Source organism: Flavobacterium pectinovorum (genome assembly GCF_022802975.1).
GTDB lineage: Bacteria > Bacteroidota > Bacteroidia > Flavobacteriales > Flavobacteriaceae > Flavobacterium > Flavobacterium pectinovorum_B.
The window spans coordinates 68,614-94,777 of record NZ_JAFEVZ010000009.1 but is presented as its reverse complement, the minus strand read 5'-3'; the positions used below and the strand labels follow the sequence as shown (position 1 = coordinate 94,777).

Below are 26,164 nucleotides of genomic sequence, written 5' to 3'. Positions count from 1 at the left end.
ATCTTAATGAAATTTACCAAACAGCTTTGAAGCTTCGTTGTAAGCACTTTCAAAACTTAGAGAATTTAAACCTGTAGTTTTTTTATTGGCAGTAAAATAAGAAATGAGTTTTTCCGTAGGCATATTACCTGTCAGTTTATCTGTTGCCATAGGACAGCCTCCAAACCCCTGAATTGCTCCGTCAAAACGTGTGCAGCCCGCTTTGTGTGCGGCGTCAATTTTTTCGAACCAGCTATTGGGTGTTGTATGCAAATGCGCTCCAAATTCTATTTGAGGATATTTCGGAATTAAATTAGAAAAAAGCCAGGTTATCACTTCCGGCGTTGAGCTACCAACAGTATCAGAAAGCGACAGGATTTTGACCCCCATTTCAGATAATCTTTCTGTCCATTCGCTCACGATTTCAACATTCCACGGATCTCCGTATGGATTTCCGAATCCCATTGAAAGATAGGTTACAACTTCTTTATTTTTTTTATCAGCAATTTCAAAAATTTCCTGTAGTGTAATTAAGGACTGGGCAATTGTTTTATGCGTATTTCGCATCTGAAAATTCTCTGAAATCGAAAAAGGAAATCCCAGATACTGAATGGCTTCATGTTCTGCCGCAGTTTGCGCCCCTTGTGTATTGGCTATAATTGTCAAAAGTTTACTTGTTGTCTGAGATAAATCAAGCTGTGCCAAAACCTCTGCCGTATCCTGCATTTGAGGAATCGCTTTGGGAGACACAAAACTTCCAAAATCTATCGTATCAAAGCCCACTCTTAGCAAAGCCTGTAGATAAGAAACCTTATTTTTAGTAGGAATAAAAGTTTTGATACCCTGCATGGCATCACGTGGACATTCGATGATTTTGATTTCTTTATTCAAAGCTTTCTCTTTTGTAAATGCTAAGTTAGTTTGTTTTTTAAAGAAATAAAAATTAACTCTTTCCTGAATTATTTTTACAGGTTTATTAAAAATTACCAAAAAGCGTAATAAATATAACTATTACAAAAAAGTGGAATACAATAATTATCGGTTTAATTGTACAGTCTCTTCTTTTACAACTGTTGTAAAACTTTTTTATTGATTGCTTTTATCAATGCGGGTCCTTCATAAATAAAACCAGTGTACAATTGCACTAAACTCGCACCTGCATTCAGTTTTTCGATGGCATCATCGGCAGAATGAATACCGCCCACTCCAATAATCGGGAATGCTTTGTTGCTTTTTTCCGAAAGAAAACGAATCACCTCTGTCGAACGTTTTGTTAGTGGTTTCCCGGACACCCCCCCCATTTCTGATTGATTTTGAGATTGTAACCCTTCTCTTGAAATTGTTGTATTTGTTGCAATTACACCTGCAATCTGGGTTGTTTTTATAATGTCAATAATATCCAATAACTGCTCATCTGTTAAGTCCGGAGCAATTTTTAAAAGAATTGGTTTTACTTTTTGAGTACTTGTTTTTTGCTTTTCAATATTTCTGTTTTGTAGTGTCTGAAGCAATGCCGTTAAAGGTTCTTTATCTTGTAAAGCTCTTAAATTTGGCGTATTTGGTGAACTTACATTCACTACAAAATAGTCTACGTGATTAAAAAGTGCATCAAAACAAATGATATAATCCTTAACAGCATCTTCATTATCGGTTACTTTATTTTTTCCGATGTTTCCGCCAATCAAAACTCCCGAATTCTTTTTCAATCGCTCAACAGCTTCCAGAACTCCACCATTATTAAACCCCATTCGGTTAATAATCGCCTGATCTTCTTTTAATCTGAATAAACGTTTTTTTGGATTTCCCTCCTGACCAACCGGGGTCACGGTTCCTATTTCGATAAAACCAAAACCAAAATCTCCAAGTTCTTTGTACAGTTTCGCATCTTTATCGAAACCCGCAGCAAGTCCAACCGGGTTTTTGAATTTAATTCCAAAAACTTCTCTTTCTAATCGGGCGTCTTTTACTTCGTAAATCGATTTGATAATTGATGAAACTCCCGGAATCTTTGAAATGAATTTAACAAATGAAAAAGTCAAATAATGTACTTCTTCAGGATCAAAACAAAAAAGTATCGGGCGGATTAGCAATTTATACATAAGTGTGTGTTGTTATTTTTTTGGATGCAAATTTAAATATTAAACTTTAAAAATGCGTATTTTTATAAACACATATAAATTCTATTTGTTTGATCTTTTCAAAAATAAAATAATAACTAATCCTATAGAATAAGTAGAATATTTTATTTATTTTTGACAAGTCACAAAGATTATCTCTAGATAAAAACTATTTCAATGAAAAACAAAACCTTTTGGATCTTCGGTTTACTTACTATTTCCATTATTTCAATAGCATTTGGTTACACTAAATTAGTTCCTGTACCTAAAAAAGAAACTGTAACACAAGAATGTCATGAAATCCCTAATACTTCAGATACAAATGCATTTAAACCAACCATTGAAAACAAAAATAAACCCACAGGAAAAGCTCCAAAGGGTATGGTATGGATTCCGGGAGGTGAATTTTCTATGGGATCAAATGTAGAGGACGAAAGTTTATGCAGTATAAAAGGGGTTACTAAAGATGCAGCTCCAATACATCGTGTATATGTAGATGGTTATTATATGGATGAAACTGAAGTAACTAATGAAGAATTTGAAAAATTTGTAAAAGCGACAGGTTATATAACGGTAGCCGAACAAAAACCAACGAAAGAGGAATTTCCAACGGCAAGCGAAGAAGATTTGATTACCGGTTCTGTTGTCTTTACTCCTACATCAGCAGCTGTTAATCTGAATGATTTTCTGCAATGGTGGCGTTATGAACCTGGTGCTGACTGGAGACATCCGGAAGGACCGCAAAGTACAATTAAAGGAAAAGAAAAATATCCTGTTGTACATGTTGTGTACGAAGATGCTGAAGCTTATGCAAAATGGGCAGGAAAAAGACTCCCAACAGAAGCCGAATGGGAGTTTGCAGCACGAGGAGGAAAATCAGGTAACCTGTATGCCTGGGGAAATAATTTAAAACCTAACGGAAAATTTCAGGCCAACATTTATCAAGGGAATTTCCCAATAAAAAACGGCGACACTGGTGAAGACGGCTTTAAAGGAATAGCCCCAACAAAACAATACACCCCAAATGCATACGGCTTATACGATATAGCCGGAAATGTATGGGAATGGGTTCACGATTGGTACAGCGTTGATTATTACAAGTCATTAGCCGAAAACGGCAAAACTGCCAGAAACCCACAAGGACCTGATGCATATTACGATCCGAATGATACCGCTGAAATAAAACGAGTACACCGAGGCGGTTCATTTTTATGTACAGATCAATATTGCACCCGATACATGGTAGGAACCAGAGGAAAAGGTGAAATCAGATCTGCCGCCAACCATGTTGGTTTTAGATGTGCAAAAAGTAAATAAAATCTAAAAACACCAAAAGGGATTCTATACAGAATCCCTTTTTTATTAATTCAGATATTGAAAGCTAAATTTTACAGCAGATTTTTTTTCTATCTTTGCTAAAAATTCAAAAAAATGCAACATATCATAGATCGCTTTATCAGTTATGTAACAATTGATACCGAATCAGACCCAAATTCACAAACAACGCCGAGTACCGAAAAGCAATGGAATCTTGCCAACAAATTAGTCGAAGAACTAAAAACGATTGGTTTATCAGACGTAACCATAGACGACAAGGCCTACATTATGGCAACCCTGCCTAGTAATGTTGAGCATGAAGTTCCAACTATTGGATTTGTTTCGCATTTTGATACTTCTCCGGATTTTAGCGGAGCGAATGTAAAACCTCAGATTGTAGAGAATTATGACGGAAAAGACATTGTTTTGAATGCCGAAAAAAACATCATTTTATCTCCAAATTACTTCAAAGACTTATTACAATATAAAGGACAGACCATTATCACAACTGATGGAACTACACTTTTAGGAGCTGATGATAAAGCAGGAATTACCGAAATTGTTTCAGCAATGGAATATTTAATTCAGCATCCTGAAATCAAACACGGAAAAATCAGAATCGGATTCACCCCTGACGAAGAAATTGGACGCGGGGCACATCATTTTGATGTAGAGAAATTTGGCGCACAATGGGCTTACACAATGGACGGAAGCCAGATTGGTGAATTAGAATACGAAAACTTTAATGCTGCAGGAGCGAAAATCACCTTTAAAGGAAAAAGTGTCCACCCTGGCTATGCGAAAGGAAAAATGATCAATTCAATGCTGATTGCAAATGATTTCATCAACGAGCTTCCAAAAGGAGAAACGCCGCAGGAAACCAAAGGTTATGAAGGCTTTTTTCATGTTCATCACATAAAAGGAAACATTGAAGAAACGGTTTTAGAATTGATCATCCGCGATCATAACAGGAAAAAATTCGAAAAACGAAAAGAGCTAATCGAAAAGATTGCCAAAAAAATCAATAAAAAATTCGCTAAGCAATATGACGAAGACATTGTAATTACTGAAGTTAAAGATCAGTATTACAATATGAAAGAAAAAGTACTTCCGGTAAAACATATTGTGGATATTGCCGAAAAAGCAATGCGTGAACTGAATATAAAACCAATCATCAAACCGATTCGTGGCGGAACAGACGGATCTCAATTGTCATTTATGGGACTACCTTGCCCAAATATTTTTGCAGGTGGTCATAACTTTCACGGAAAATACGAATATGTTCCCGCTGAAAGCATTCAGAAAGCAACTGATGTAATTGTAAAAATTGCGGAATTAACTGCAATACCGGGAATTTTTGACGCACCAGAAAAATCTAAAACAAGAAAATAATTGGAATCAAAATCCGAGAATTAAGGCATTTGGAAATACGGAGACCAATGGGAAGAAGAACTGCTGCTTCTTAAATCTATTATCGATAAAACTGAGCTGACCGAAACCACAAAATGGGGCGGGCCGGTTTATGTTTACGAAAAGAAAAACGTAATTGGCCTTGGCGGATTTAAAGATTATTTTGCCATTTGGTTTTTCAACGGAGTTTTCCTGAAAGACGAAAAAAAGAAACTGATAAACGCTCAGGAGAATCTAACAAAGTCTTTACGTCAGTGGCGTTTTACTTCGAAAAATGAAGTCAATGAAAAAGAAGTTTTAGAATACATTCATGAAGCGATTGAAAACGAAAAACAAGGAAAAGTCATCAAACCTTCCAAAAAAAGAAGCAATTATATCTGAACTTTTAAAAAAAGAAATGGATCAGAATCCTGTTTTAAAAGAAGCATTTCAGAAGTTATCTCCTTACAAGCAATATGAATTTTTAGAATATATTGAATCAGCTAAGCAGGAAAAAACTAAAATATCCAGAATAGAAAAAGTGATTCCGATGATTTTAGGGAATGTTGGACTGAATGATAAATACAGATAACGTTTAGAAATTCCAATTTTTAAATTCCAAAACTATATAAAACCTTTGTCAAAAGTTTAAAACTTTGACAAAGGTTTTTACTTTTTGTCATTCCGAGGAACGAGGAATCTCCTCGAGTAACTCTACAAAGATTGGCGATATAGATTCTGGAGCTACTTACGGAGATTCCTCGTTCCTCGGAATGACAAGATCGAACACAAAAAATCCCAAACTCCATTATAAAATTGGAATTTGGGATTTATATTTTTTGGAATTTTTAAAAAAAAACTTAAGCTTTTTTATTCAAAGCAGCACTCATTTCTAAAGAAATAGCAGAACGCTCTAATTTTAATTTTCCAGACATCGTTTCGATTACAACTGTAGTTTCAGCCAATTCAGCAACTTTACCGTGAAAACCACTTTTTGTAACTATTTTATCCCCTACTTTTAGATTGCTTTCAAATTCTTTTTCGTTTTTGGCTCTTTTTTGCTGTGGTCTTATCATAAAGAAATAGATTACCACAAACATTAAAAGAAATGGCGCAAATTGACTTAATTGTCCCATAATTAAATTCTGTTTTTGATTTATATTTAAAATATTCTTGTTTACTCTTCGACTCCGCTCAGAGTGACATTGAAACTTGTCTTTTGGAATTTATTTCAAATTACATTAATCCTCTTCCAACCTTAACCATCTTTTTATTAGCGGTAAGTTCTTTTACAAGGTTATCTAAAATTCCGTTGATAAAAATACTGCTTTTTGGTGTAGAATATTCTTTTGCAATTTCTAAATATTCGTTCAGTGTTACTTTTACCGGAATTGAAGGGAATTTCAAAAACTCGCAAATCGCCATTTTCAGGATAATCGTATCGATTTCTGCAATTCTTTCGCTGTCCCAGTTTGGCGTTTTATCATCATATTCTTTTGCTAAAACTGATTCGTTTAAAACGGTACGTCTGAACAAATCTTTTGCAAAGTCCCTATCTTCAACATCTTTATACAATTTCGGAACCCTAAAAGCATCCGGATCTTCTGTTTTAATTGCCTTTAACTGCTTCACAATATGCGTATTTACAACCGGAATATCATCAACCCACGTTAATTTATCATCTTCCAGATACTCATATAATTTTTCATTCGGAACAATAACATTTTCGAACAAATCAATTACAAATTGTCTGTCTTCTTCAAACGTATTCACCTTATTACTCATGTAATTTTTATACAAATCGCTCGCTTTAATATCATTTAAAAGTAAAATGATATAATCGTCGTTTAAAGACCAGTTGTTGATTTTACGGGTTTCTAAAGCAATGCTAAGAGAATTACTTTCGGCAAGAAGCTGAAAAATTTTGTTTTTGATGAATTTTTCGTTCGGATTACGTTCTGCAGCGGTTGCAAGATGTTTTTTGCTTGAAAGGTGCAAGAATACTGATTCCTTTTTGCAAATTTCAATCAACGAAGAAAGCATTATAAGATATAAATCCTGAATATTATCAATACTGTAAAAAAGAAATTTTTCTTCTTTCTCCAGATTATCAGAACCGCTTTGATGCATTGCATAAATGGATTGCATGACTTTAACGCGTAAGTGTCTTCTATTTACCACCTTGTAAGAACTTTTAAAAATTAGTCTGCAAAAATAAGAATTAAAGACATTATATTAAAATTTAATCGGATAAAAAAAACCTAAAAAACCAATTCAGTTTCAGTCTAAAAAAATCTCAGTTTTCAGTAACGGCTTAAACCGAAACTAAAAACTGAGACTAAAAATTAAACTATTGTTTGAAAATTATTTTTTGCTGTTCTCGATTTTTCTTTGATCGATACGATTCTGAGCAATTGTAAGCGCAGCTTTATGCGTTGTCAAACCGTTTTTGGCAGCAAAATCGATAATTTCTAAAGTTGTATTATAGATATTTTCGGTTTTGCTCATTATTTCAGCTTTTCCATAATGTGCTAATTCAGCATAAACGTTGATAATTCCACCAGCGTTAATTAAGAAATCCGGAGCATATAGAATTCCTCTTTCCTGTAATCTTGCCCCATGAACATTTTCATCTGCCAACTGATTGTTTGCAGCACCGGCAATCACTTTCGCTTTAATTTTATCTACTGTATTATCATTGATAGTTGCTCCCATTGCACAAGGTGCGTAGATATCAACATCGGCTGTATATAAATCCTCACCTGTATAAATTGAGGCATTGTATTTTGAAGCAACCTGATACAATTTTTCTTCATTGATATCAGTAATCGTTACCTGCGCTCCTTCTTTCGTTAAATATTCAACCAAAGTTTCACCTACATGTCCGATTCCCTGAACCAAAACTTTTTTACCTTCTAAAACATCAGAACCAAACTGACTTTTAGCAGCGGCTTTCATCCCTAAATAAACTCCGTATGCCGTAACAGGCGAAGGATTTCCGGAACCGCCTCTTTCTTCAGAGATTCCCGTTACATAAGGTGTTACATCTCTTACAGTGTCCATGTCTTTTGTTTCCATTCCAACATCTTCCGCTGTGATGTATCTTCCGCTTAAAGAATGAACGAATTCACCAAATTTACGCATCAGTTCAGGTGTTTTCTGCGTTTTAGCATCACCAATAATAACCGCTTTACCTCCACCAATATTAAGTCCGGTAATGGCAGATTTATACGTCATACCTCTTGAAAGACGCAAAACATCGTTTAGAGCTTCCCATTCGGTAGCATAATTCCACATTCTTGTACCTCCCAAAGCCGGGCCCATAACAGAATTATGAATACCAATAATTGCTTTTAAACCTGTATCTTTGTCATTGCAAAATACAATTTGTTCGTGATCGTTAAAAGATAACTGACCAAAAACGGGATCCATTTTTTGAAGTTCCTTTCCAGTTGCGAAAGTTGCATCCATAGCGCTAGTATTGTTTAGTTAAAATTATGAATTCGTCAAAAAGACAAATCAAACATACATAAAAAATACACATGTGCTAATTTTTAAACTTTAAATTAATAATTTCACAATATAATTGTTTTGATTAAATTGCAATTTATTATACTTTTAATTCATAATAATTTAAAATTTTAAATCAATTCAACACCACATTTCTTAAAAAAATGAAAGAATTAAGCTATTTAAACAAATATTTCATTAAGTACAAATACAGTTTTTCTTTTGGAATTTTAATCACTATAATCGCACAAATATTTTTCTTGTTTACTCCAAAACTGGTTAGTCAGTCTTTTGATACTATTGAAAAATTCTTAAAATTATCTGAAGTTAACCGACAGTCCTCAATTATTATTGGATATTACAAACAAGATTTAATTCATAACGTACTATTAATCATAGGAAGTGCAATGGTCGCCGGATTTTTAACCTTTTTAATGCGCCAGACTTTAATTGTAATGTCCCGTCATATTGAATTTGATTTAAAAAATGAGGTTTTCAGCCAATATCAGAACCTTTCTCAAAATTTTTACAAACAAAACCGAACCGGAGATTTGATGAACCGCATCAGCGAAGACGTTTCAAAAGTTCGAATGTACGTTGGTCCTGCCGTGATGTACACAATCAATACTTTTATACGTTTTGCGATTGTTATCCTATATATGTATAATGTTTCACCATTATTGACATTATATACCATTTTGCCTTTACCGATTCTTTCGTATTGTATTTTTAAACTAAGTTCTGAAATCAATAAACGCAGTACCACTTTTCAGCAATATTTATCAAAAGTTTCCAGTTTTACTCAGGAAATATTCTCCGGAATTCGTGTTATTAAGGCCTATTCATTAGAAAATCAGCATCAAAAGAACATGATTGATCTTTCCGATGAAAGCAAAAAGAAAAGCTTAGACCTGGCCAAAGTGCAATCGCTGTTTGGTCCTTTGATGATTGCCCTTATCGGAATCAGTAATTTGGTTGTAATTTATTTTGGAGGCGTGATGTACATCAACGGAACGATTCCGAACATCGGAACCATTGCCGAATTTATTTTATACGTTAATATGCTTACCTGGCCTGTAGCTTCTCTTGGATGGGTCTCATCAATGGTTCAGGAAGCAGAAGCCTCACAAAAACGTTTAAATGAATTTTTAAAAATAGAACCTGAAATCAAAAACAACAATCCTGATTCATCAGAAATTCAGGGTTCAATTGTTTTCGAAAATGTAAGCTTTACTTATCAGGATACAAATATTGAAGCCCTTAAAAATGTAACCTTCTCAGTTAAAAAAGGAGAAACCCTTGCTATTTTAGGAAAAACAGGTTCGGGAAAATCAACTATTTTATCTTTAATTTCAAGACTGTACGATGTTACTGAAGGAAAAATTAAAATTGATGAAAACGAAATCAGCACTTTGAATTTGAACGATTTGAGAAACAACATCGGAATTGTACCTCAGGATGCTTTTTTGTTTTCGGACACCATTAAAAACAATATCAAATTTGGCAATCAAAATGCTACTGATGACGAAGTAATTAAAGCGGCTAAAAATGCTGTGGTTCATGATAATATTACGGCTTTCAATAAACAATATGATACCATCCTGGGCGAAAGAGGCATCACGCTTTCCGGCGGACAAAAGCAGCGCGTTTCTATTGCAAGGGCGATTATTAAAAACCCGGCTATTTTGCTTTTTGATGATTGTCTTTCGGCGGTTGACACCGAAACCGAAGAGACAATTTTAAATAATTTGTTTGAAATTTGTAAAGACAAAACGACTATTATAGTGAGTCATCGGGTATCGTCTGCAAAAAATGCTGACAAAATAATCATTTTAGAAGACGGTAAAATCATACAACAAGGTTCTCATAATCAATTAATAAATCAGGAAGGCTATTATTCGTCTTTATATTTAAAACAACTTTCGGAAAAAGAATTACTTTAATTGTTGTATAATAGATATTTTTTTATGATTTTTGAGTACTATTAATTCCAAAAATGATAGAACGTATTATGAGAGAAAATGACATGTTAGAAAAAGAAGAGATTTTTTCTAAAGTATTACGAGCAGGAAGAAGAACTTATTTCTTTGATGTGAGAGCTACTAAAGCTGACGATTACTATATCACGATTACAGAAAGTAAAAAATTTACTGAAGAGGATGGGTCTTTTCATTTTAAAAAACACAAAATCTATTTGTACAAAGAAGATTTTAGCTCTTTTGCTGAAATTTTAGAAGAAATGACTTCTTATGTCTTGAACCACAAAGGCGAAGAAGTAATATCTGAAAGACATCAAAAAGATTTTAAAAAAGAATACAGCTCTGATAAAACGGAAGAACAAAGATCAAGTTTTACAGATATTGATTTCGACGATATCTAGTCTAATATAGCTTTTAAAAAAGTACGAGTCCAATATGTCCTGCATTTTGGACTTTTTTTATATATTTAGATTTTTAAAACTGCTAGCCTTGAAAACATTAACCACAAGATTCTTTTATTTCTTATCAGTTTCTCTCTTGATAAATTCAATATCGTACAGTCAAAAACCAGATTTAAATATTGAAAAAAAAATAGATCAGGTCATTAAAAAAATGACTTTGGAACAAAAAATAGGACAACTTTGCCTGAAAGGAACTTCAAGCAGAAGCAAAGGTTTATCAGAAGAACTTAAAAAAGAAGTCAGACTTGGATTGGCCGGAGCCATTTTAAACTTAACCGACCCTGATCTTGTCCTTCAAATACAAAAAATCGCTGTTGAGGAAAGTCCCACACATATTCCGCTATTATTTGGCAGGGATGTTATTCACGGATACAAAACTATTTTCCCGATTCCATTAGGATTAGCTGCATCCTGGGATATGGAATTAGTGGAGAAAACATCAAAAATTGCTGCTAATGAATCCTATTCAAGATGCATAAACTGGACCTACGCACCAATGGTTGATATTGCCAGAGATGCCCGCTGGGGAAGAATAGCAGAATCTCCCGGTGAAGATCCTTTATTAGCTTCCAGACTAGGAATAGCTTATGTTAAGGGATTTCAGGGAAACGACCCTGCTGTCCCTGGACAAATTTTAGCCTGTGCAAAACATTTTGCAGCCTATGGCGCCGCTGAGGGAGGAAGAGATTATAACACGGTTAGCATGTCCGAATCGTTACTTCGAAATGTGTATTTAAAACCTTTTGAAGCAGCAGCAAAATCAGGGGCCGCAACTTTCATGAGTTCGTTTAATGACCTAAACGGAATTCCGGCTTCAGGCAACAGTTTTTTGCTTAAAAAAATATTACGCGAAGAATGGAAATATGACGGATTTGTCGTAAGCGACTGGAATTCGGTTACTGAAATGATTCCGCATGGATATGCTTCCGATGAAAAAGATGCCGCATTAAAATCTGCATCAGCAGGGCTTGACATGGAAATGACCAGTTTGTCATACGCAAATCATTTAAAAGCGCTGATTGCTGAAAAGAAAATTTCTGAAAAGCAATTAGATGACATGGTACGCAATATTTTGAGAATAAAATTCAGAGCCGGGGTTTTTGATAATCCTTATTTTAAAGACCGTGAAAAATTTTCATTGCTAAATGCAGATGCTTTACAAACTGCCAGAACAGCTGCCAGTAAAAGCTGCGTGCTATTAAAAAATGAAAATCAAATTTTGCCTCTAAAAACCAATCAAAAAATAGCGGTAATTGGTCCACTGGCAGATGCTGGAAGAGAACAATTAGGCACATGGATTTTTGACGGTAACAAAGGAGATTCACAAACTCCGCTTAAAGCATTACAAAATAGTTTCGGACAAAATAATGTGTTTTATGCTTCCGGGCTTTCACATAGCCGCTCATTATCTGAAGAAGGATTTGCAGAAGCAATCACACAAGCAAAAAAATCAGATGTCATTTTATTTTTTGCAGGAGAAGAAGCCATTCTTTCAGGAGAAGCACATTCAAGGGCCAATATTAATTTACCGGGCTTACAGGAGAAATTGATAGCAGAATTACAAAAAACAGGAAAACCAATAGTAATAATCATAATGGCGGGAAGACCAATAACCCTGGGAGCTGTTTTACCAAAAACAGATGCATTAATTATGGCCTGGCATCCCGGAACTATGGCTGGTCCTGCAATTTCTGATGTATTATTGGGATTAACAAACCCTTCAGGAAAACTACCGGTAACCTGGCCAAAAGAAGTAGGTCAGATTCCTATTTATTACAATCACCCCAATACAGGAAGACCGGCAGACCCTAAAACTTTTGTAGCTATTCAGGATATTCCGGTCGAAGCATGGCAAAGTTCATTAGGAAATAATTCGCATTATCTGGATGCGGGTTATGAGCCTCAATTTCCTTTTGGATTTGGATTGAGCTACACCACTTTTTCCTATGATACTTTAAAAATCGAGAAAACATCACTGAAAAACAATAGCAACGAAAAATTAAACGTTTCTGCTGTTATTACCAATACAGGAAACCATACAGGGACAGAAACTGTTCAATTATACGTTCGGGATATTACAGGAAGTATTGTCAGACCTGTCAGAGAACTTAAAGATTTCGTACAAATCGAATTAAAACCTAAAGAATCCAGAACGGTAAACTTTTCAATTCCTGTTTCAGACCTTGCTTTTTATAATGATAAAATGGAACTGAAAACAGAGTCTGGAGATTTTAAAATCTGGATTGCATCACATGCTGAAAATGGTCTGGAAGGCGATTTTAAAGTGGAGTAAAAATTGCTTTTAAGAACAAAATAACTTCTTTTTCAAAAATATTTTTGCTATTATTGTTAATAATCAGTAAAATTAAAAACAAAAAAATCCACGGCAATGGAGACACAACTATTAATATTACCCGGACTGGGCAATTCAGGCGAAAAACACTGGCAAACCTTTTGGCATGAAAAATTTAAAAATTCAATTCGTCTCTTTCAGGATAATTGGGATGAACCGGTTCGGGAAGATTGGATTATACGTTTAAACGAAGTAATTTCAAAACTTGAAAACCCGACAATTTTAGTTGCGCATAGTTTAGCCGTTTCTTTAGTCTTGCATTGGGCAAAAAATAATTCTGATAAAAATATAATTGGTGCTTTATTAGTTGCTCCTGCAGATGTCGATTCACCAGAACACACACCGGACGTAATCAGAAATTTTTCGCCAATGCCACTTTATAAATTACCATTTCCATCAATTGTTGTGGCTAGCGAAAATGACCCGTATGCTTCTTTTGAAAGGAAACAATATTTTGCAAAAATGTGGGGCAGTGATTTTGTAAATGTGGGACAGCAAGGACACATCAACTCTGATTCTGATTTAAAATATTGGGAAGAAGGACAGTTAATTTTGCAACAGTTGATTGCTAATATCAGAAAATAATCAATTTTAAAGAGTAATTAGTGCTCAGATCTTTAGTATTCAGTTTTTAAGCATTCTTATCAACACTGATTAATCACTTTTGAACTGAATACTGAACACTAATTTACCCTATTCTCAGTCCGTTTTCTATTTTAAAATCAGGAGCCAGTAAAATCACGTCTCCCTCCTCACCTACGGCGCCCAGTACCAGACATTCGCTCATAAATTTTCCTATTTGCTTTTTAGGAAAATTTACAACCGCTACAATTTGGCGATGAAGCAAATCTTCTTTTTGATAACGCTTTGTAATTTGTGCCGATGATTTTCGGACACCAATTTCGGAACCAAAATCAATTGTAAGCTGATAAGCCGGTTTTCTTGCTTCAGGAAAATCATTTATTTCAATTATAGTTCCAACACGCATGTCGGTTCTTTCAAATTCGTTCCAGGTTAAATCCATTTTATTATTTGATGTTAGTTTGCAAACCTATTAATTTTGTAATTGTTATTACTAATTCTATAACCCTTTTTTAAGCTATGCTTTTAATTTTACAAATCAAATTATTAAGCTAATATAAAAAATGGAAAATAGTCTAATAAACTCCAATACAACTCTTAGAGATTCAAATTTTGATATTCAATTGCAAAACACAGATAAATACATTGAAACAGCACAGAATGTAAAACTTTATGTGAGAGATTACGGAAAAGGAAAACCGGTAATTCTGATTCATGGATGGCCGCTTTCTAACGAAATGTGGGAATATCAAATTGAATTTTTAGTTCAGAATAACTTTAGGGTAATTGCTTATGACCGTCGTGGTTTTGGTAAATCATCTCAGCCTTGGGATGGTTATGATTACGATACTTTGACAGACGATTTAAGTGAAATTATTGAACAGCTTCAATTAGAAAATGCAACACTTGTTGGTTTTTCTATGGGAGGCGGTGAAGTAGTACGTTATTTTAGCCGTCATGGTGGAAAAGGCGTTACAAAAGCTGCTTTAATTTCATCAATTATTCCTTTTTTAGCCAAAACTGAAGATAATCCTGAAGGGCGGCCTAAAGAAAAGGGCGAAGCAACTGAAGCTGCAATCAGAAAAGACAGAATAGGATTTCTCGAAAATTTTGGTAAAACTTTTTTTGGCATTAATATAGTCAACAAACCCTTAAGTACGTCTTTACTCGAATATTACAGAAATTTATGCTCTTTAGCATCACCAAGAGCAACACTAAAATGTGCTGAATCTTTATCAAATACAGATTTTAGAGATGAACTCCACACCATTAAAGTTCCAACTTTAATTATTCATGGTGACGATGATAAAAATGTTCCAATCGAATTGAGTTCAGAAAAAACTGCTGCAGCCATAGCAAATAATACTTTCATTGTTTACGAAGGCGCGCCGCACGGATTATTTTACACTGAAAAAGATCGACTGAATCAGGATTTACTCCATTTTTTAAATACCTAAAAAAAAACAATTTATATATCCAAAGAACTTTACTTCAGTAATAATCTTTGGATATATTTATAGCTATGCACTTTCTTTTACAGAATTAAAAGTTATTTTTGGCTAACTAATTCTTTAGAAAAAATGGCACGAACTCCTTCAAACATGATTCCACTTGGAACAATTGCTCCCAACTTCAATCTAAAAGATACTAATTCGAATAATGAGTTTTCTTTTGAAGATTTAAAAGGAGCAAAAGGTACACTTGTTATTTTTATGTGCAATCACTGTCCTTTTGTACTTCACGTAATCAAAGAAATTGTTATGATTGCAAATGATTATCGCGTTCAGGGAATTGGTATTATCGCTATTTCCAGCAATGATATTGAGAAATACCCACAGGACTCTCCTGAAATGATGACTGAATTTGCTTTTGAAAACAAAATAGATTTTCCGTATTTATTTGATGAAACTCAGGATGTGGCAAAAGCTTATGACGCAGCCTGTACACCCGACTTTTATTTATTTGACAACCAAAACCGCTTGTTTTACAGAGGTCAATTGGATGATTCAAGACCCGGAAACGAAATTCCGTTAAGTGGAAGCGATTTACGGAGTGCTATTGATGCTTTAATTTACAACAGAAGCTTAAACGAAACCCAAAAACCAAGTATCGGCTGTAACATTAAATGGAAATAGATATTATTTAATTCTGTTTACTTATCTTTACTGTTCTGTTACGTTTTCAATGGTGAATATTATATTATTTATAGCTTCTATATTATTGTTTTCCTTCAGGAGAAAACCAATTGTGGCTATAATTATTTCACACAATAAGGCCTTTATTAATTAGGCCTCCGTCAATTTCATTTTTCTTCTTTCAGACGGAGGATTTTTACCCACTTTAAATTGTCATTCTATTTAATCGATTTTATCTTTCAAATAGAACAACTGTTTCTACTCAACCAAAATTTTAAAAAAATCATTTTAAATTTCAATTGCTCATCAGCGCAATCCGGAATTTAATACAGCTCTTTATAAATATTTAATAATACACAAGTATGAAACCAACACCTATTTTCTGTAAAAAAGATTATCAATTCTTACGAGAATTGATAATAAAAAGTAAAAACACCACAAACGCTAAAGAAATCGGACTGCTTTCGCAAGAATTAGACCGTGCTATTATCAGCGAAGAAAGCCTTTTTGATAATTCAATTATCCGAATCAATTCGTATGTAACAATTGAAGATGTTAAAGCAAATAAACAGATGAAGATTCAAATTGTCCTGCCTTCTTTATCAGATGTTAAAGAAAGAAAAATATCAATTTTAGCGCCGTTAAGCGTTGCTATTATTGGTTTTAAAGAGAAAGATCAGGTTGAGTGGGAGTTACCTTCCGGAATAAAAACATTAAAAATAATTGAAGTAAATAATACTGTTGTACCCAATTCTTAATTTTCTAAAACACCTCATTTACGAAGGTGTTTTTTTATTTAAAACAAAAACTATCCAATAAATAAATTATTGAATAGTTTTGTTTACAATTACCTCAACAACTTCTTACAATTGTGAATGGATATAATTTGTTATAGAAGCCATTTTAATATCGTCTAACTTTGCTTTTTTCTGCATACTAACCAAAATTGGCTTCCACTCTTCCTGAGTAAATTTTTTCGGTTCATAAAGTTTATGACATCTGGCACAGCTGTTTTCATATAAACTTTTACCTTCAGCCAATTCAGGTGTCAATTCTGTTGCTTTTACAGTTTCAGTTACTGTAGGAGCAGCTGAGGCTTGCGGAGCAGTCGAAGCTGTTTTTTTAGTACCACACGAAATTAAAAGTAAAATTGCTGCGGTCACGGTTAAGATTCTTAGTTTCATGTTTCTTTATTTTTGAAGTAAATATAAAAAAATCCCATTCGGCAACCGAATGGGATTATTATTTAAAACAATACTAAATTGTATCTAAATTATTTTACATCCATTAATTCAACATCAAAAATCAAAGTTGCATGAGGAGGAATAACCCCTCCTGCACCTGCTGGTCCGTAACCTAAATCAGATGGAATTACAAAACGAGCTTTGTCTCCTACCTGCAATAAAGCAATACCTTCGTCCCAGCCTTCAATAACCTGACCAATTCCTAATTTAAATTCGATTGGTTTTTTTCTTGGGTAAGATGAATCAAAAACTTTTCCGTTTTCTAAAGATCCTTCGTAATGTACCGAAACTGTTTTTCCTGCCTCAGCTCTTTTTCCTTCACCTTTTTGGATCATTTTGTAACGTAAACCGCTTTCGGTTTTATCAAAACCGGCAGCTAATTGTTCCATTTTTGCTTCAGATTCAGCTTTTAAAGCTGCTTCTCTTTTTAAACGTGCACCTTTTAAACCGATGAAAGCTTCAATAGCATTCCATTTTTGAGCTTCTTCTCCAACTCTGATAATCTCTAAAGTTTCAAGAGCATCACCCTGAGCAACAGCATCAACAACATCCTGACCTTCGATAACATGACCAAAAACAGTGTGTTTGTTATCTAACCATGAAGTTGGAACGTGTGTGATATAAAACTGAGAACCGTTGCTTCCTGGTCCTGAATTTGCCATTGCCAAAACTCCGGGACGATCGTGCTTTAAACTTGGGTGAAATTCATCATCAAATTTATATCCGGGATCTCCTGTTCCGGTTCCTTTAGGACAACCTCCCTGAATCATAAAATCAGGAATTACTCTGTGAAAAGTTAATCCGTCATAAAATTTATTTCCCTGAGGTTTTACTTTGTTCTCCATATTTCCTTCTGCAAGAGCTACAAAATTCCCTACAGTTCCCGGTGTCAAATCGTGTGTTAATTTTACTAAAATCGAACCTTTACCGGTATTGAATTTAGCGTATATTCCGTTTTCCATTGTTGTTATTTTTTAATTGAACGCAAATTTACAAATTAATTTTATATCAATTTGTGGTTTCTATTTTTTAGATTTTGATTTATAAGTAAGTCCGTAAACTGTTAAGGCTAATATTGACAAGCCCACACATCCGATAGTTACGGCGTGCCAGCCTCCTAATTTCCATAATAACAATCCGTAAGCTGATCCGGCTGCTGTTCCTAAAAAGCTAAACGACATAAAAACCGTATTTAATCTGTTTCTGGCTTCCGGAAGTAACGAATACACACGGGTTTGATTTGAAATATGAACGCCCTGGATACCGATGTCAATAAATACAATTCCAATCGCAATTCCGATAACACTTTCTATTGAAAAATAAAAAACCAAAAAGCTGATTAGTATTAATAAACAACCATAACCAACTGCTACCCTTGAACCTCCTTTGTCTCCCATTTTTCCAACTAAAGGCGCTGCCAAAGCTCCTGAAGCGCCTACAATTCCGAATAAGCCAATTGTAGCACTATTGAAATAAAAAGGCTCTCCCGAAAGCAATAAAACCATAGTGGTCCAGAAAGCTCCAAACTGAGCAAAACTAAATACATTAATTAGAGTCGCTTCGCGTAAGACAGGCTGTGTTTTTATAAGTGTAAAAAGTGATTGGATTAATTGCCCGTAAGAACCCTGAAACTGAGGTTTATTGACTGGGAATTTATTCTGAATTACAAAAAAAATCAAAAGACAAATTCCGGCAGCGATATAAAACATCGATCTCCACCCAAAAACCTGACCGATAAATCCGCTTAAAGTTCTTGATAGTAAAATACCAACTAATAATCCGCTCATTATAGTTCCGATAACTTTTCCTCTTTGTTCCTGACTGCTTAAGGATGCTGCCAAAGGCAAAATTAGCTGTGGCACGATTGAAGTGATTCCGATAAGCAAAGAAGCAATTTGTAATATAAGGAAACTTTTTGCCGTAGCCGCAATTATCAAGGCAATTACAGAAGCAAAAGTGGTCATTAAGATTTGTTTTTTGCGTTCGATTTTATCGCCTAAAGGAACCATAAAAAATAATCCTATGGCATAACCCGCCTGTGTTAAGTAGGTTATTGTTCCGGCATTGGCTTCAGGAATTTTAAATTCGTTGGCAATTAAAACAATTAAAGGCTGGCAGTAATACAGATTTGCAACTATAAGTCCAGTGCAGACTGCCATGAACAAGACATTCGTTTTGGATAAATTCATTTTGCAAAAATACCAATCTAATTTTTACCAAAACTTTAAAAAAAGTATAAATTTTTCAATGTTTAAGTCAAATCAGACTGGTATTTTAGAAATCATATCGGTTTATAAAATTTTATTATTTCATAAAATCTTCGCGCATCGGACTAAAAACATCTGTCAGCATTCCTTCTTCTAAACATAAAACTCCATGAATTGCATGTGGCGGAATGTAAAAACTATCGCCTTCTTTTAGTGTTTTTGTAATCCCGTTTATCGTAACATCAAATTTACCTTTTGCTACATAAGTAACCTGCGTATGATAATGTTCGTGTAAAGCACCAACAGCCCCTGTTTCAAAATACACATTAACCAGCATAACGCGATTGTCAAAAGCCAAAATTTTACGTTTTACACCTTCTCCAACCACTTCCCATTGAATTTCTTCTCCAAAAAGAAACTCTTTACTTGTAACAGAACTTTCCATATTATTATTTCATTTATTATACAAAAATAAAGCATTCTGATGAGTTAATTTAAATCATTTGTGTTGAAATAAAATCACAGCTTGTTTTTTACATAAATAAATTTCGGCATTTTTAATCTGCTTGCAGCTATGATAAGAATTTCTCTTGTAAAAATATATCTTTAAACATTCCTTCAAAAATATTTATTGAAAGAGGGCAATATCCTTATTAATCAATTGAAGTTCTTCAGTTAAATGATTTTTTTGAAAATATATTTTCAGTTCTGTGAGCCTTTTTTCGTTATTGTATTTTATACCCGAATTTAATTTTCTCTGGCAAACAGAACACAATCTTACAGAACTCTTGTCTGTTTCACTCATGCTGTTGGTTCCATTCATTACACATTCTGCAGCAATACAATGATGCAAACCAAACATATGTCCAATTTCATGGGAACTTATTTTAAGAAGCCTTGATAAACACAAATTAAAATTATCAGAAGTCAGTATTCCGTCCTGTAATCTATAAATAGAACTCACCCCTACCTTATCGTGATAAGAGGCCAGGCCAAAAACAAAATTCCATTCCGGTTTAGGATACAAATCAACTTCCGTCAATCCCATCAGGGCAATTCTGTTTAAAGGCTTGTCTTTTTTCAAAACATTGTCTAAAATATATCCTGCTAAAAACTGCTGGTTATTTTCGTACCCAATTCTTTGTGCAGATTCTGGAATTATATCATTAGAAACCATTTCCAAAATTTTAGTTTTTAACTGAAAATAAATTTCCAGATATTCCCTAAGCAGTTCTATTTGCTTGTTTTGCAAAGAATTAAAATCCCCAATAGGCCTGATATAAATAATATTGGATTCACTGGTTGGAACAATATGTTTTGAATTTATAAACTGCTCAAAACTCTGTCCTTTCTCTTTATGAGAATATAACCAATCCCCTTCAACCGGTTTTGCTAATTCAATATCATTTTTTTCGATTTGGTCGAAGTATACACTATCGGCATGTTTAACACATGTAGTACAAAAAAGCAGGATTGCCAGAAGGATTGTTTTTTTCATATTAGTAAGCTTATGACGCCAAAAATAAATAATCACAGCTTAAAATTGTAATAATTTTACAACAACTTTTCTTATAATAAAAATCAGTATTTAAAAGTCAGCCTTTTACAAAATTCCTAAAGGATTACATTGAAACTTTTCTAAAAAAGGAATGCCTATCTTTGCACTCAAATTCGCAAAATGAAAGCAGCTGACAATTCTAAAAAAAACAATTTACACCCACGAAATCTTCACCGTTCCCGTTATGATTTTGAACTTCTTGTTTCAAATTGTCCTGAGTTAAAAGCTTTTGTTTCCATAAACAAATACGGAATCGAAACGATTGATTTCAGTAACCCGGTTGCTGTAAAAACACTCAATAAAGCTTTACTGCAAACGTATTACGATATCCAAAATTGGAATATCCCTAAAAATTACCTTTGTCCTCCCATTCCCGGAAGAGCAGATTACATCCACTATCTGGCTGATTTACTAGCAGAAACCAACAACGGAAACATTCCGAAAGGCTCCTCAGTTTTGGGATTGGATATAGGGACCGGTGCCAATTGTATCTACCCAATTTTAGGAAATGCAATTTACGACTGGAGCTTTGTAGCAACAGATATTGATAAAAAAGCAATCGAAAACTGTGCTAAAATTATTGAAGAAAACCCGAAATTAATCGAAGCGATCAGTCTACAACAGCAAACCGAATCCCGTTTTATCTTCAAAAATATCATCACACCCGAAGATCGTTTTACATTTACCATGTGTAATCCGCCTTTTCACGCATCTGCAGCAGAGGCTAATAAAAGTACTTCCAGAAAAGTCTCTAACCTAAATCCAAAAGAAAAGAAAAACACCAATCCTGTTTTAAACTTTGGAGGACAGAATGCCGAATTGTGGTGCAATGGCGGCGAAATAGGTTTTATAACCCAAATGATTTACGAGAGCGTAAAGTATGCCTCGCAATGTTTGTGGTTTACCACTTTGGTTTCTAAAAAAGAAAATCTTTCATCTATTTACAAAACCTTAAAAAAAGTAAATGCAGCCGAAGTCAAAACAATCGAGATGGCTCAGGGTCAAAAAAACAGCCGGATTGTGGCATGGACTTTTTTGAATCCATCTGAACAAAATACATGGAAATTATAATTTTATTCAGCCCTGATATTAATTTTGTTTTTAACTTCGGGTAAATTATAACATCATGAATACGCTTCAGCTTAAAAATATCCTGATTTCTGAAATTGAGAAAATTGATGATAATGCATTTATATCAGCATTAAAAACCATATTAGACAGCCGAAAAACTTCGCCGAAAGAGTATTCGGAAGACTATAACAACGACTTAAAAGTTGCTGAAGATGACATTCATAATGGTAATTTTTATTCTCATGATGAGGTTAAGGATAAAATTGAACAATGGCAAAGAAAACTACTTGGTTAAAAGCTTCTCAGAATAGGCTTGAAAAAATATATTCTCATTTATTTAAAGAATCTAAAAGAAAAAATATTCCAATCGAAGCTGTCAATGACAATGACCAGACGGAGAGTGGGAATATGATGAAAAGTTTAGTCGAGTTGATAAAGCATAAACATCAGGAAGACGGTATTGATATAAATCCTCCGGCTAAACTTTCAGAAATCATTGATTTCGAGAAACAAATTGGTTTTTCATTACCAGCAGATTTTAAAGAATTTTATTTGACTTGCAATGGTTTCGAATGTAACGAGGACATATTCAGAATGGTGCCTCTTTCAGAAATTAGATTATATAAAAAAGATTTCGGACAAAATTGGTTTTATTTTTCAGAGTATATGATTTATTGTGATACATGGGGACTTAGACAGATTTCAACCGGGCAATATGAAATATTTAATGGAAGTTTTTCAGATAAAGCTATGACATCCTCATTGATCGAATTCCTTCAACGATTTTTAAGAGGAAATGTATTTGAAATTGAAGGACTTTATGATTGGCAGGAGGAACTGGGAATAAAGGAACAAAGGTAATTGTTTTATGTTTTTCTAAGATATTGATTTTCAGCTTGAATCCTTGATTTTACAATCTGCTTTTGTTGTATTTAGTGTAAACTATTTAATATCAAAAAGCTATGGCAGAACATATCGGTTATCTCGCATCAGTTTTTATAGTAGGAGTTTTTTTGCTCAAAGATCTCAGAAATATACGGTTTATTAATCTTTTTGGCTGTATCTGTTTCGTGGTTTAAGGCATCTTTTTAAAAGATTTCAGGGATGTTAATCAATGGCTTTTGCCGGTAATTATTCCGAATGCTATTTTAGCTTTTGTGCAAATTTATCATCTTACAACAAAAAAAATATGAGCTTAAAATTATGATATTTTGAACTAAAATTCTGGAACTCCTTTCGGAAGGGATTGTTGTAACTTTAAAGTAAAATAATAAACGATTATGGCAAGAAAAGTTCTTAATCTGATGCTCTTATTTTTGCTTTTTGGATGCGCTTCTTCTAAAAAAGCAAAATTTGAGGACTATGTTTTTCAAACCAAAAAAGAGAAACAAAGTTATCTGAATTCATACGATAAAGCCTTAAAACTTTGGGATATCCCGTATGCTGAAGAAAATATTAAAACCAGTTTCGGAACAGCACATGTTATAGTTGCAGGCACTAAAAACGGAAAAGATTTGGTATTGCTGCACGGAATGGATGCCAGTTCAACAATGTGGTATCCTAACATTAAGGTTTTAGCAAAAAATCATCGAATATATGCCATCGATTTCCTGATAGAACCCGGAAAATCTAGTTTGACAGCCAAATCTCTTTCCAAAGAAGATATTGTGGCATGGTACAATGAGATTTTTGCCCATTACAAATTAAAAAAGTTTAACATTATAGGAGCTTCCCGTGGAGGCTGGATTACAACATTGCTGGCAGTTCAGAAAGAAAATTCAATTGATAAAATAGTGCTGTTAAGCCCTGCACAGACGTTTAAATTTATTGATAAAGTAGGAAAAACGTCTTCAGCTTTGATGCTGAAACTTTTTCCAAGCGAAAAGAGATTCGGAAAAACGCTGAAAACCTTCTCAACCCATCCTGAAAAAATTAGTCCTGTTTACAAAAGACAATTCTATCTGGCTAACAAATATGCCAAATCGAATTCGAGTATGTTGAAAATGATGCCTTTTTCTAACGAGGAATTAAAATCCATAAAAAATCCGGTTTTAGTACTTATAGGTGACAAAGATGTAATCAACTCAGAAGAGAGTTTAGAAAAAGTAAAAGAGTTTCTGCCAAACAGCAAAACAAAAATCATAAAAGACGCAGGGCATTTTTTAAGCATTGATCAGACGAAAATAGTTAATGATGCAATGGTTGATTTTTTAGAATAAGCAGAACTTAACATTTTGTATCTTTACAAAACTAATTTCATCAGTCAAAAATGAATTTTCAGGTATCCTCAGAATATAGTCCAAAAGGAGATCAGCCTCAGGCAATCCAAAAACTTTCACAAGGTATTGTTGATGGCGAAAAATATCAAACTTTATTAGGTGTAACAGGGTCAGGTAAAACATTTACAATGGCCAATGTGATTCAGGAAGTGCAGAAACCTACCTTGGTTTTGGCACATAACAAAACTTTGGCAGCACAGTTATATTCAGAATTCAAACAGTTTTTTCCGAATAATGCTGTAGAATATTTCGTTTCTTATTACGATTATTATCAGCCGGAAGCATTTATGCCGGTAACAGGAGTTTTTATCGAAAAGGATTTATCTATCAATGAAGAACTGGAGAAAATGCGTTTAAGCACCACTTCTTCATTACTTTCAGGACGCAGGGATATTTTAGTAGTTGCTTCGGTTTCATGTTTATATGGTATTGGAAACCCTGTGGAATTTCAAAAGAATGTAATTGAAATTACGAGAGATCAGGTTATTTCGAGAACTAAATTATTACACAGTTTAGTACAAAGTTTATACGCCAGAACGGAAGCCGATTTTAACCCGGGAACTTTCCGAATTAAAGGCGATATTGTAGAAGTGTACCCGAGTTATGCCGATGATGCGTATCGAATTCACTTTTTTGGAGATGAAATTGAAGAAATTGAATCGTTTGATGTAAAGACATCACAGGTAATAGAAAAATTCAAAAGACTGACGATTTATCCGGCCAATATGTTTGTGACTTCTCCGGATGTACTGCAGGGTGCTATTTGGGAGATTCAGCAGGATTTGGTAAAACAGGTCGATTATTTTAAAGAAATAGGCAAACATTTGGAAGCCAAACGTCTGGAAGAAAGAACCAATTTTGATCTGGAAATGATTCGGGAATTAGGGTATTGCTCCGGAATTGAGAATTATTCCCGCTACCTTGACGGAAGAGAAGCCGGAACAAGACCTTTCTGTCTATTGGATTATTTTCCAAGTGATTATTTAATGGTAATTGACGAAAGCCATGTAACAGTTTCGCAGGTTCACGCCATGTACGGAGGCGACCGAAGCCGAAAAGAAAATCTGGTAGAATATGGTTTCCGTTTGCCCGCAGCAATGGACAACCGCCCATTGAAATTTGAAGAATTCGAAGCCATGCAAAATCAGGTAGTCTATGTTTCTGCGACTCCGGCCGATTACGAATTGCAAAAATCAGATGGTATCTATGTAGAACAGATTATTCGTCCAACCGGATTATTGGATCCAACTATCGAAGTGCGTCCAAGTCTGAATCAGATTGATGATTTAATTGAAGAAATTCAGGTACGCTGCGAATTGGATGAAAGAGTTCTCGTAACAACTTTAACCAAAAGAATGGCAGAAGAATTAGCCAAATATTTGACTAAAGTAAATGTTCGCTGCCGTTATATTCACTCAGAAGTAGACACTTTGGAACGTATCGAAATTATGCAGGATTTACGAAAAGGAATTTTTGATGTATTGATTGGAGTCAATTTGCTTCGTGAAGGTCTGGACTTACCGGAAGTTTCGCTAGTTGCTATTTTAGATGCCGATAAAGAAGGTTTTCTTAGAAATCACAGATCTTTAACCCAGACGATTGGTCGTGCAGCCAGAAATATAAATGGAAAGGCGATTTTGTATGCTGATAAAATTACAGCCAGTATGCAAAAAACCATTGATGAAACCAATTACCGAAGAACCAAACAAATTAATTTCAATACAGCAAACGGCTTAACACCACAGGCCTTAAACAAAAAAATTGAAAGCGCTTTTACTAAAAATCCATTGGTAGAATACGAATTAGGACATACTTTATCGGCTGCTGCAGAACCAGAAACAGCCTATTTATCAAAACCTGAATTAGAGAAAATGATTCGCGAAAAACGAAAATCGATGGAAAAAGCTGCGAAAGAACTTGACTTTTTGCAGGCTGCCAAATTGCGTGATGATATTAAAAAATTACAGGAACAACTTTCTTAGA

At 34.2% G+C, this 26,164-nt stretch carries 27 protein-coding genes; 16 read left to right on the top strand and 11 right to left on the bottom strand.

Annotated elements, in window-relative coordinates; genetic code table 11:
- Positions 1-3 precede the first annotated feature (3 nt).
- Positions 4-870 (bottom strand): hydroxymethylglutaryl-CoA lyase, encoded by an 867-nt coding sequence (locus tag FLV_RS13910; RefSeq protein WP_243234658.1) that lies wholly within the window; start codon positions 868-870, stop codon positions 4-6.
- A gap of 173 nt (positions 871-1,043) precedes the next feature.
- A complete protein-coding gene (locus FLV_RS13905; RefSeq protein WP_243234657.1) occupies positions 1,044-2,078 on the bottom strand; it encodes a quinone-dependent dihydroorotate dehydrogenase in 1,035 nt (344 codons plus the stop codon).
- Between the two features lie 195 nt (positions 2,079-2,273).
- Here FLV_RS13905 and FLV_RS13900 point away from each other — a divergent pair, with 195 nt between their 5' ends.
- From FLV_RS13900 to FLV_RS20010, 4 genes are all read left to right on the top strand, one after another.
- Positions 2,274-3,413, top strand: coding sequence for a formylglycine-generating enzyme family protein (locus tag FLV_RS13900; RefSeq protein ID WP_243234656.1), 1,140 nt, complete (start codon positions 2,274-2,276; stop codon positions 3,411-3,413).
- 114 nt (positions 3,414-3,527) lie between these two features.
- A complete protein-coding gene (gene pepT, locus FLV_RS13895) occupies positions 3,528-4,805 on the top strand; it encodes a peptidase T (protein ID WP_243234654.1) in 1,278 nt (425 codons plus the stop codon).
- A 27-nt stretch (positions 4,806-4,832) separates the two neighbouring features.
- Positions 4,833-5,204 (top strand): DUF1801 domain-containing protein, encoded by a 372-nt coding sequence (locus FLV_RS20015; RefSeq protein WP_317235674.1) that lies wholly within the window; start codon positions 4,833-4,835, stop codon positions 5,202-5,204.
- A complete protein-coding gene (locus tag FLV_RS20010) occupies positions 5,134-5,394 on the top strand; it encodes a YdeI/OmpD-associated family protein (protein WP_317235673.1) in 261 nt (86 codons plus the stop codon). Before FLV_RS20015 ends, FLV_RS20010 begins: the two co-directional genes overlap by 71 nt.
- 268 nt (positions 5,395-5,662) lie before the next feature.
- Here FLV_RS20010 and yajC read toward each other — a convergent pair whose 3' ends face one another.
- The 3 genes from yajC to FLV_RS13875 all read right to left on the bottom strand — a co-directional run bounded on the left by yajC (position 5,663) and on the right by FLV_RS13875 (position 8,273).
- Entirely contained in the window at positions 5,663-5,938 is a 276-nt protein-coding gene (gene yajC, locus FLV_RS13885; protein ID WP_243234653.1) for a preprotein translocase subunit YajC, read from the bottom strand.
- A gap of 100 nt (positions 5,939-6,038) precedes the next feature.
- Positions 6,039-6,950 (bottom strand): transcription antitermination factor NusB, encoded by a 912-nt coding sequence (nusB, locus tag FLV_RS13880; RefSeq protein ID WP_243234645.1) that lies wholly within the window; start codon positions 6,948-6,950, stop codon positions 6,039-6,041.
- 216 nt (positions 6,951-7,166) lie between these two features.
- Entirely contained in the window at positions 7,167-8,273 is a 1,107-nt protein-coding gene (locus tag FLV_RS13875; protein ID WP_317235672.1) for a Glu/Leu/Phe/Val dehydrogenase, read from the bottom strand.
- A gap of 203 nt (positions 8,274-8,476) precedes the next feature.
- On the opposite strand from FLV_RS13875, the gene FLV_RS13870 reads away from it, so the two are divergent.
- From FLV_RS13870 to FLV_RS13855, 4 genes are all read left to right on the top strand, one after another.
- Positions 8,477-10,255, top strand: coding sequence for an ABC transporter ATP-binding protein (locus tag FLV_RS13870; protein ID WP_243234644.1), 1,779 nt, complete (start codon positions 8,477-8,479; stop codon positions 10,253-10,255).
- 68 nt (positions 10,256-10,323) lie between these two features.
- Positions 10,324-10,692 (top strand): PUR family DNA/RNA-binding protein, encoded by a 369-nt coding sequence (locus FLV_RS13865; RefSeq protein ID WP_243234811.1) that lies wholly within the window; start codon positions 10,324-10,326, stop codon positions 10,690-10,692.
- A gap of 34 nt (positions 10,693-10,726) precedes the next feature.
- Positions 10,727-13,045: a beta-glucosidase BglX gene (bglX, locus tag FLV_RS13860; protein WP_262916453.1), complete on the top strand. Its 2,319-nt coding sequence runs from the start codon at positions 10,727-10,729 to the stop codon at positions 13,043-13,045.
- A 96-nt stretch (positions 13,046-13,141) separates the two neighbouring features.
- Complete coding sequence (locus FLV_RS13855; protein WP_243234639.1) at positions 13,142-13,690, top strand: RBBP9/YdeN family alpha/beta hydrolase; 549 nt, start codon at positions 13,142-13,144, stop codon at positions 13,688-13,690.
- 103 nt (positions 13,691-13,793) lie between these two features.
- Here FLV_RS13855 and FLV_RS13850 read toward each other — a convergent pair whose 3' ends face one another.
- Complete coding sequence (locus FLV_RS13850) at positions 13,794-14,129, bottom strand: tRNA-binding protein (protein ID WP_243234638.1); 336 nt, start codon at positions 14,127-14,129, stop codon at positions 13,794-13,796.
- A gap of 121 nt (positions 14,130-14,250) precedes the next feature.
- Here FLV_RS13850 and FLV_RS13845 point away from each other — a divergent pair, with 121 nt between their 5' ends.
- From FLV_RS13845 to FLV_RS13835, 3 genes are all read left to right on the top strand, one after another.
- The gene (locus FLV_RS13845; RefSeq protein ID WP_243234636.1) at positions 14,251-15,144 is read left to right on the top strand and encodes an alpha/beta fold hydrolase; all 894 of its coding nucleotides are present in this window, start codon (positions 14,251-14,253) and stop codon (positions 15,142-15,144) included.
- A 123-nt stretch (positions 15,145-15,267) separates the two neighbouring features.
- Positions 15,268-15,822: a thioredoxin family protein gene (locus tag FLV_RS13840; RefSeq protein ID WP_243234634.1), complete on the top strand. Its 555-nt coding sequence runs from the start codon at positions 15,268-15,270 to the stop codon at positions 15,820-15,822.
- A gap of 362 nt (positions 15,823-16,184) precedes the next feature.
- Positions 16,185-16,580, top strand: a complete 396-nt coding sequence (locus FLV_RS13835) for a GreA/GreB family elongation factor (RefSeq protein ID WP_243234632.1) — start codon at positions 16,185-16,187, stop codon at positions 16,578-16,580.
- Positions 16,581-16,685: 105 nt separating this feature from the next.
- Here FLV_RS13835 and FLV_RS13830 read toward each other — a convergent pair whose 3' ends face one another.
- The 5 genes from FLV_RS13830 to FLV_RS13810 all read right to left on the bottom strand — a co-directional run bounded on the left by FLV_RS13830 (position 16,686) and on the right by FLV_RS13810 (position 20,771).
- Positions 16,686-17,006: a cytochrome c gene (locus FLV_RS13830; RefSeq protein WP_243234631.1), complete on the bottom strand. Its 321-nt coding sequence runs from the start codon at positions 17,004-17,006 to the stop codon at positions 16,686-16,688.
- A gap of 89 nt (positions 17,007-17,095) precedes the next feature.
- Positions 17,096-18,028: a peptidylprolyl isomerase gene (locus FLV_RS13825; protein WP_243234629.1), complete on the bottom strand. Its 933-nt coding sequence runs from the start codon at positions 18,026-18,028 to the stop codon at positions 17,096-17,098.
- A 60-nt stretch (positions 18,029-18,088) separates the two neighbouring features.
- On the bottom strand, positions 18,089-19,225 hold the full coding sequence (locus tag FLV_RS13820) for an MFS transporter (RefSeq protein WP_243234627.1): 1,137 nt from the start codon (positions 19,223-19,225) through the stop codon (positions 18,089-18,091).
- Positions 19,226-19,370: 145 nt separating this feature from the next.
- Positions 19,371-19,718 (bottom strand): cupin domain-containing protein, encoded by a 348-nt coding sequence (locus tag FLV_RS13815; protein ID WP_243234625.1) that lies wholly within the window; start codon positions 19,716-19,718, stop codon positions 19,371-19,373.
- Positions 19,719-19,901: 183 nt separating this feature from the next.
- Positions 19,902-20,771 (bottom strand): archaemetzincin, encoded by an 870-nt coding sequence (locus tag FLV_RS13810; RefSeq protein WP_243234623.1) that lies wholly within the window; start codon positions 20,769-20,771, stop codon positions 19,902-19,904.
- Between the two features lie 180 nt (positions 20,772-20,951).
- Between FLV_RS13810 and rlmF the strand changes: the two genes are divergently transcribed.
- The 5 genes from rlmF to uvrB all read left to right on the top strand — a co-directional run bounded on the left by rlmF (position 20,952) and on the right by uvrB (position 26,163).
- Positions 20,952-21,902 carry a 23S rRNA (adenine(1618)-N(6))-methyltransferase RlmF gene (rlmF, locus tag FLV_RS13805; protein ID WP_243234621.1) on the top strand — a complete coding sequence of 317 codons (951 nt, stop codon included), beginning with the start codon at positions 20,952-20,954 and terminating at the stop codon, positions 21,900-21,902.
- A gap of 55 nt (positions 21,903-21,957) precedes the next feature.
- Complete coding sequence (locus FLV_RS13800) at positions 21,958-22,197, top strand: hypothetical protein (RefSeq protein ID WP_243234620.1); 240 nt, start codon at positions 21,958-21,960, stop codon at positions 22,195-22,197.
- The gene (locus FLV_RS13795; protein ID WP_243234619.1) at positions 22,173-22,763 is read left to right on the top strand and encodes an SMI1/KNR4 family protein; all 591 of its coding nucleotides are present in this window, start codon (positions 22,173-22,175) and stop codon (positions 22,761-22,763) included. Before FLV_RS13800 ends, FLV_RS13795 begins: the two co-directional genes overlap by 25 nt.
- 419 nt (positions 22,764-23,182) lie before the next feature.
- Positions 23,183-24,121, top strand: a complete 939-nt coding sequence (locus FLV_RS13785) for an alpha/beta fold hydrolase (protein WP_243234618.1) — start codon at positions 23,183-23,185, stop codon at positions 24,119-24,121.
- A gap of 50 nt (positions 24,122-24,171) precedes the next feature.
- Positions 24,172-26,163, top strand: a complete 1,992-nt coding sequence (uvrB, locus tag FLV_RS13780; RefSeq protein ID WP_243234616.1) for an excinuclease ABC subunit UvrB — start codon at positions 24,172-24,174, stop codon at positions 26,161-26,163.
- Position 26,164 lies beyond the last annotated feature (1 nt).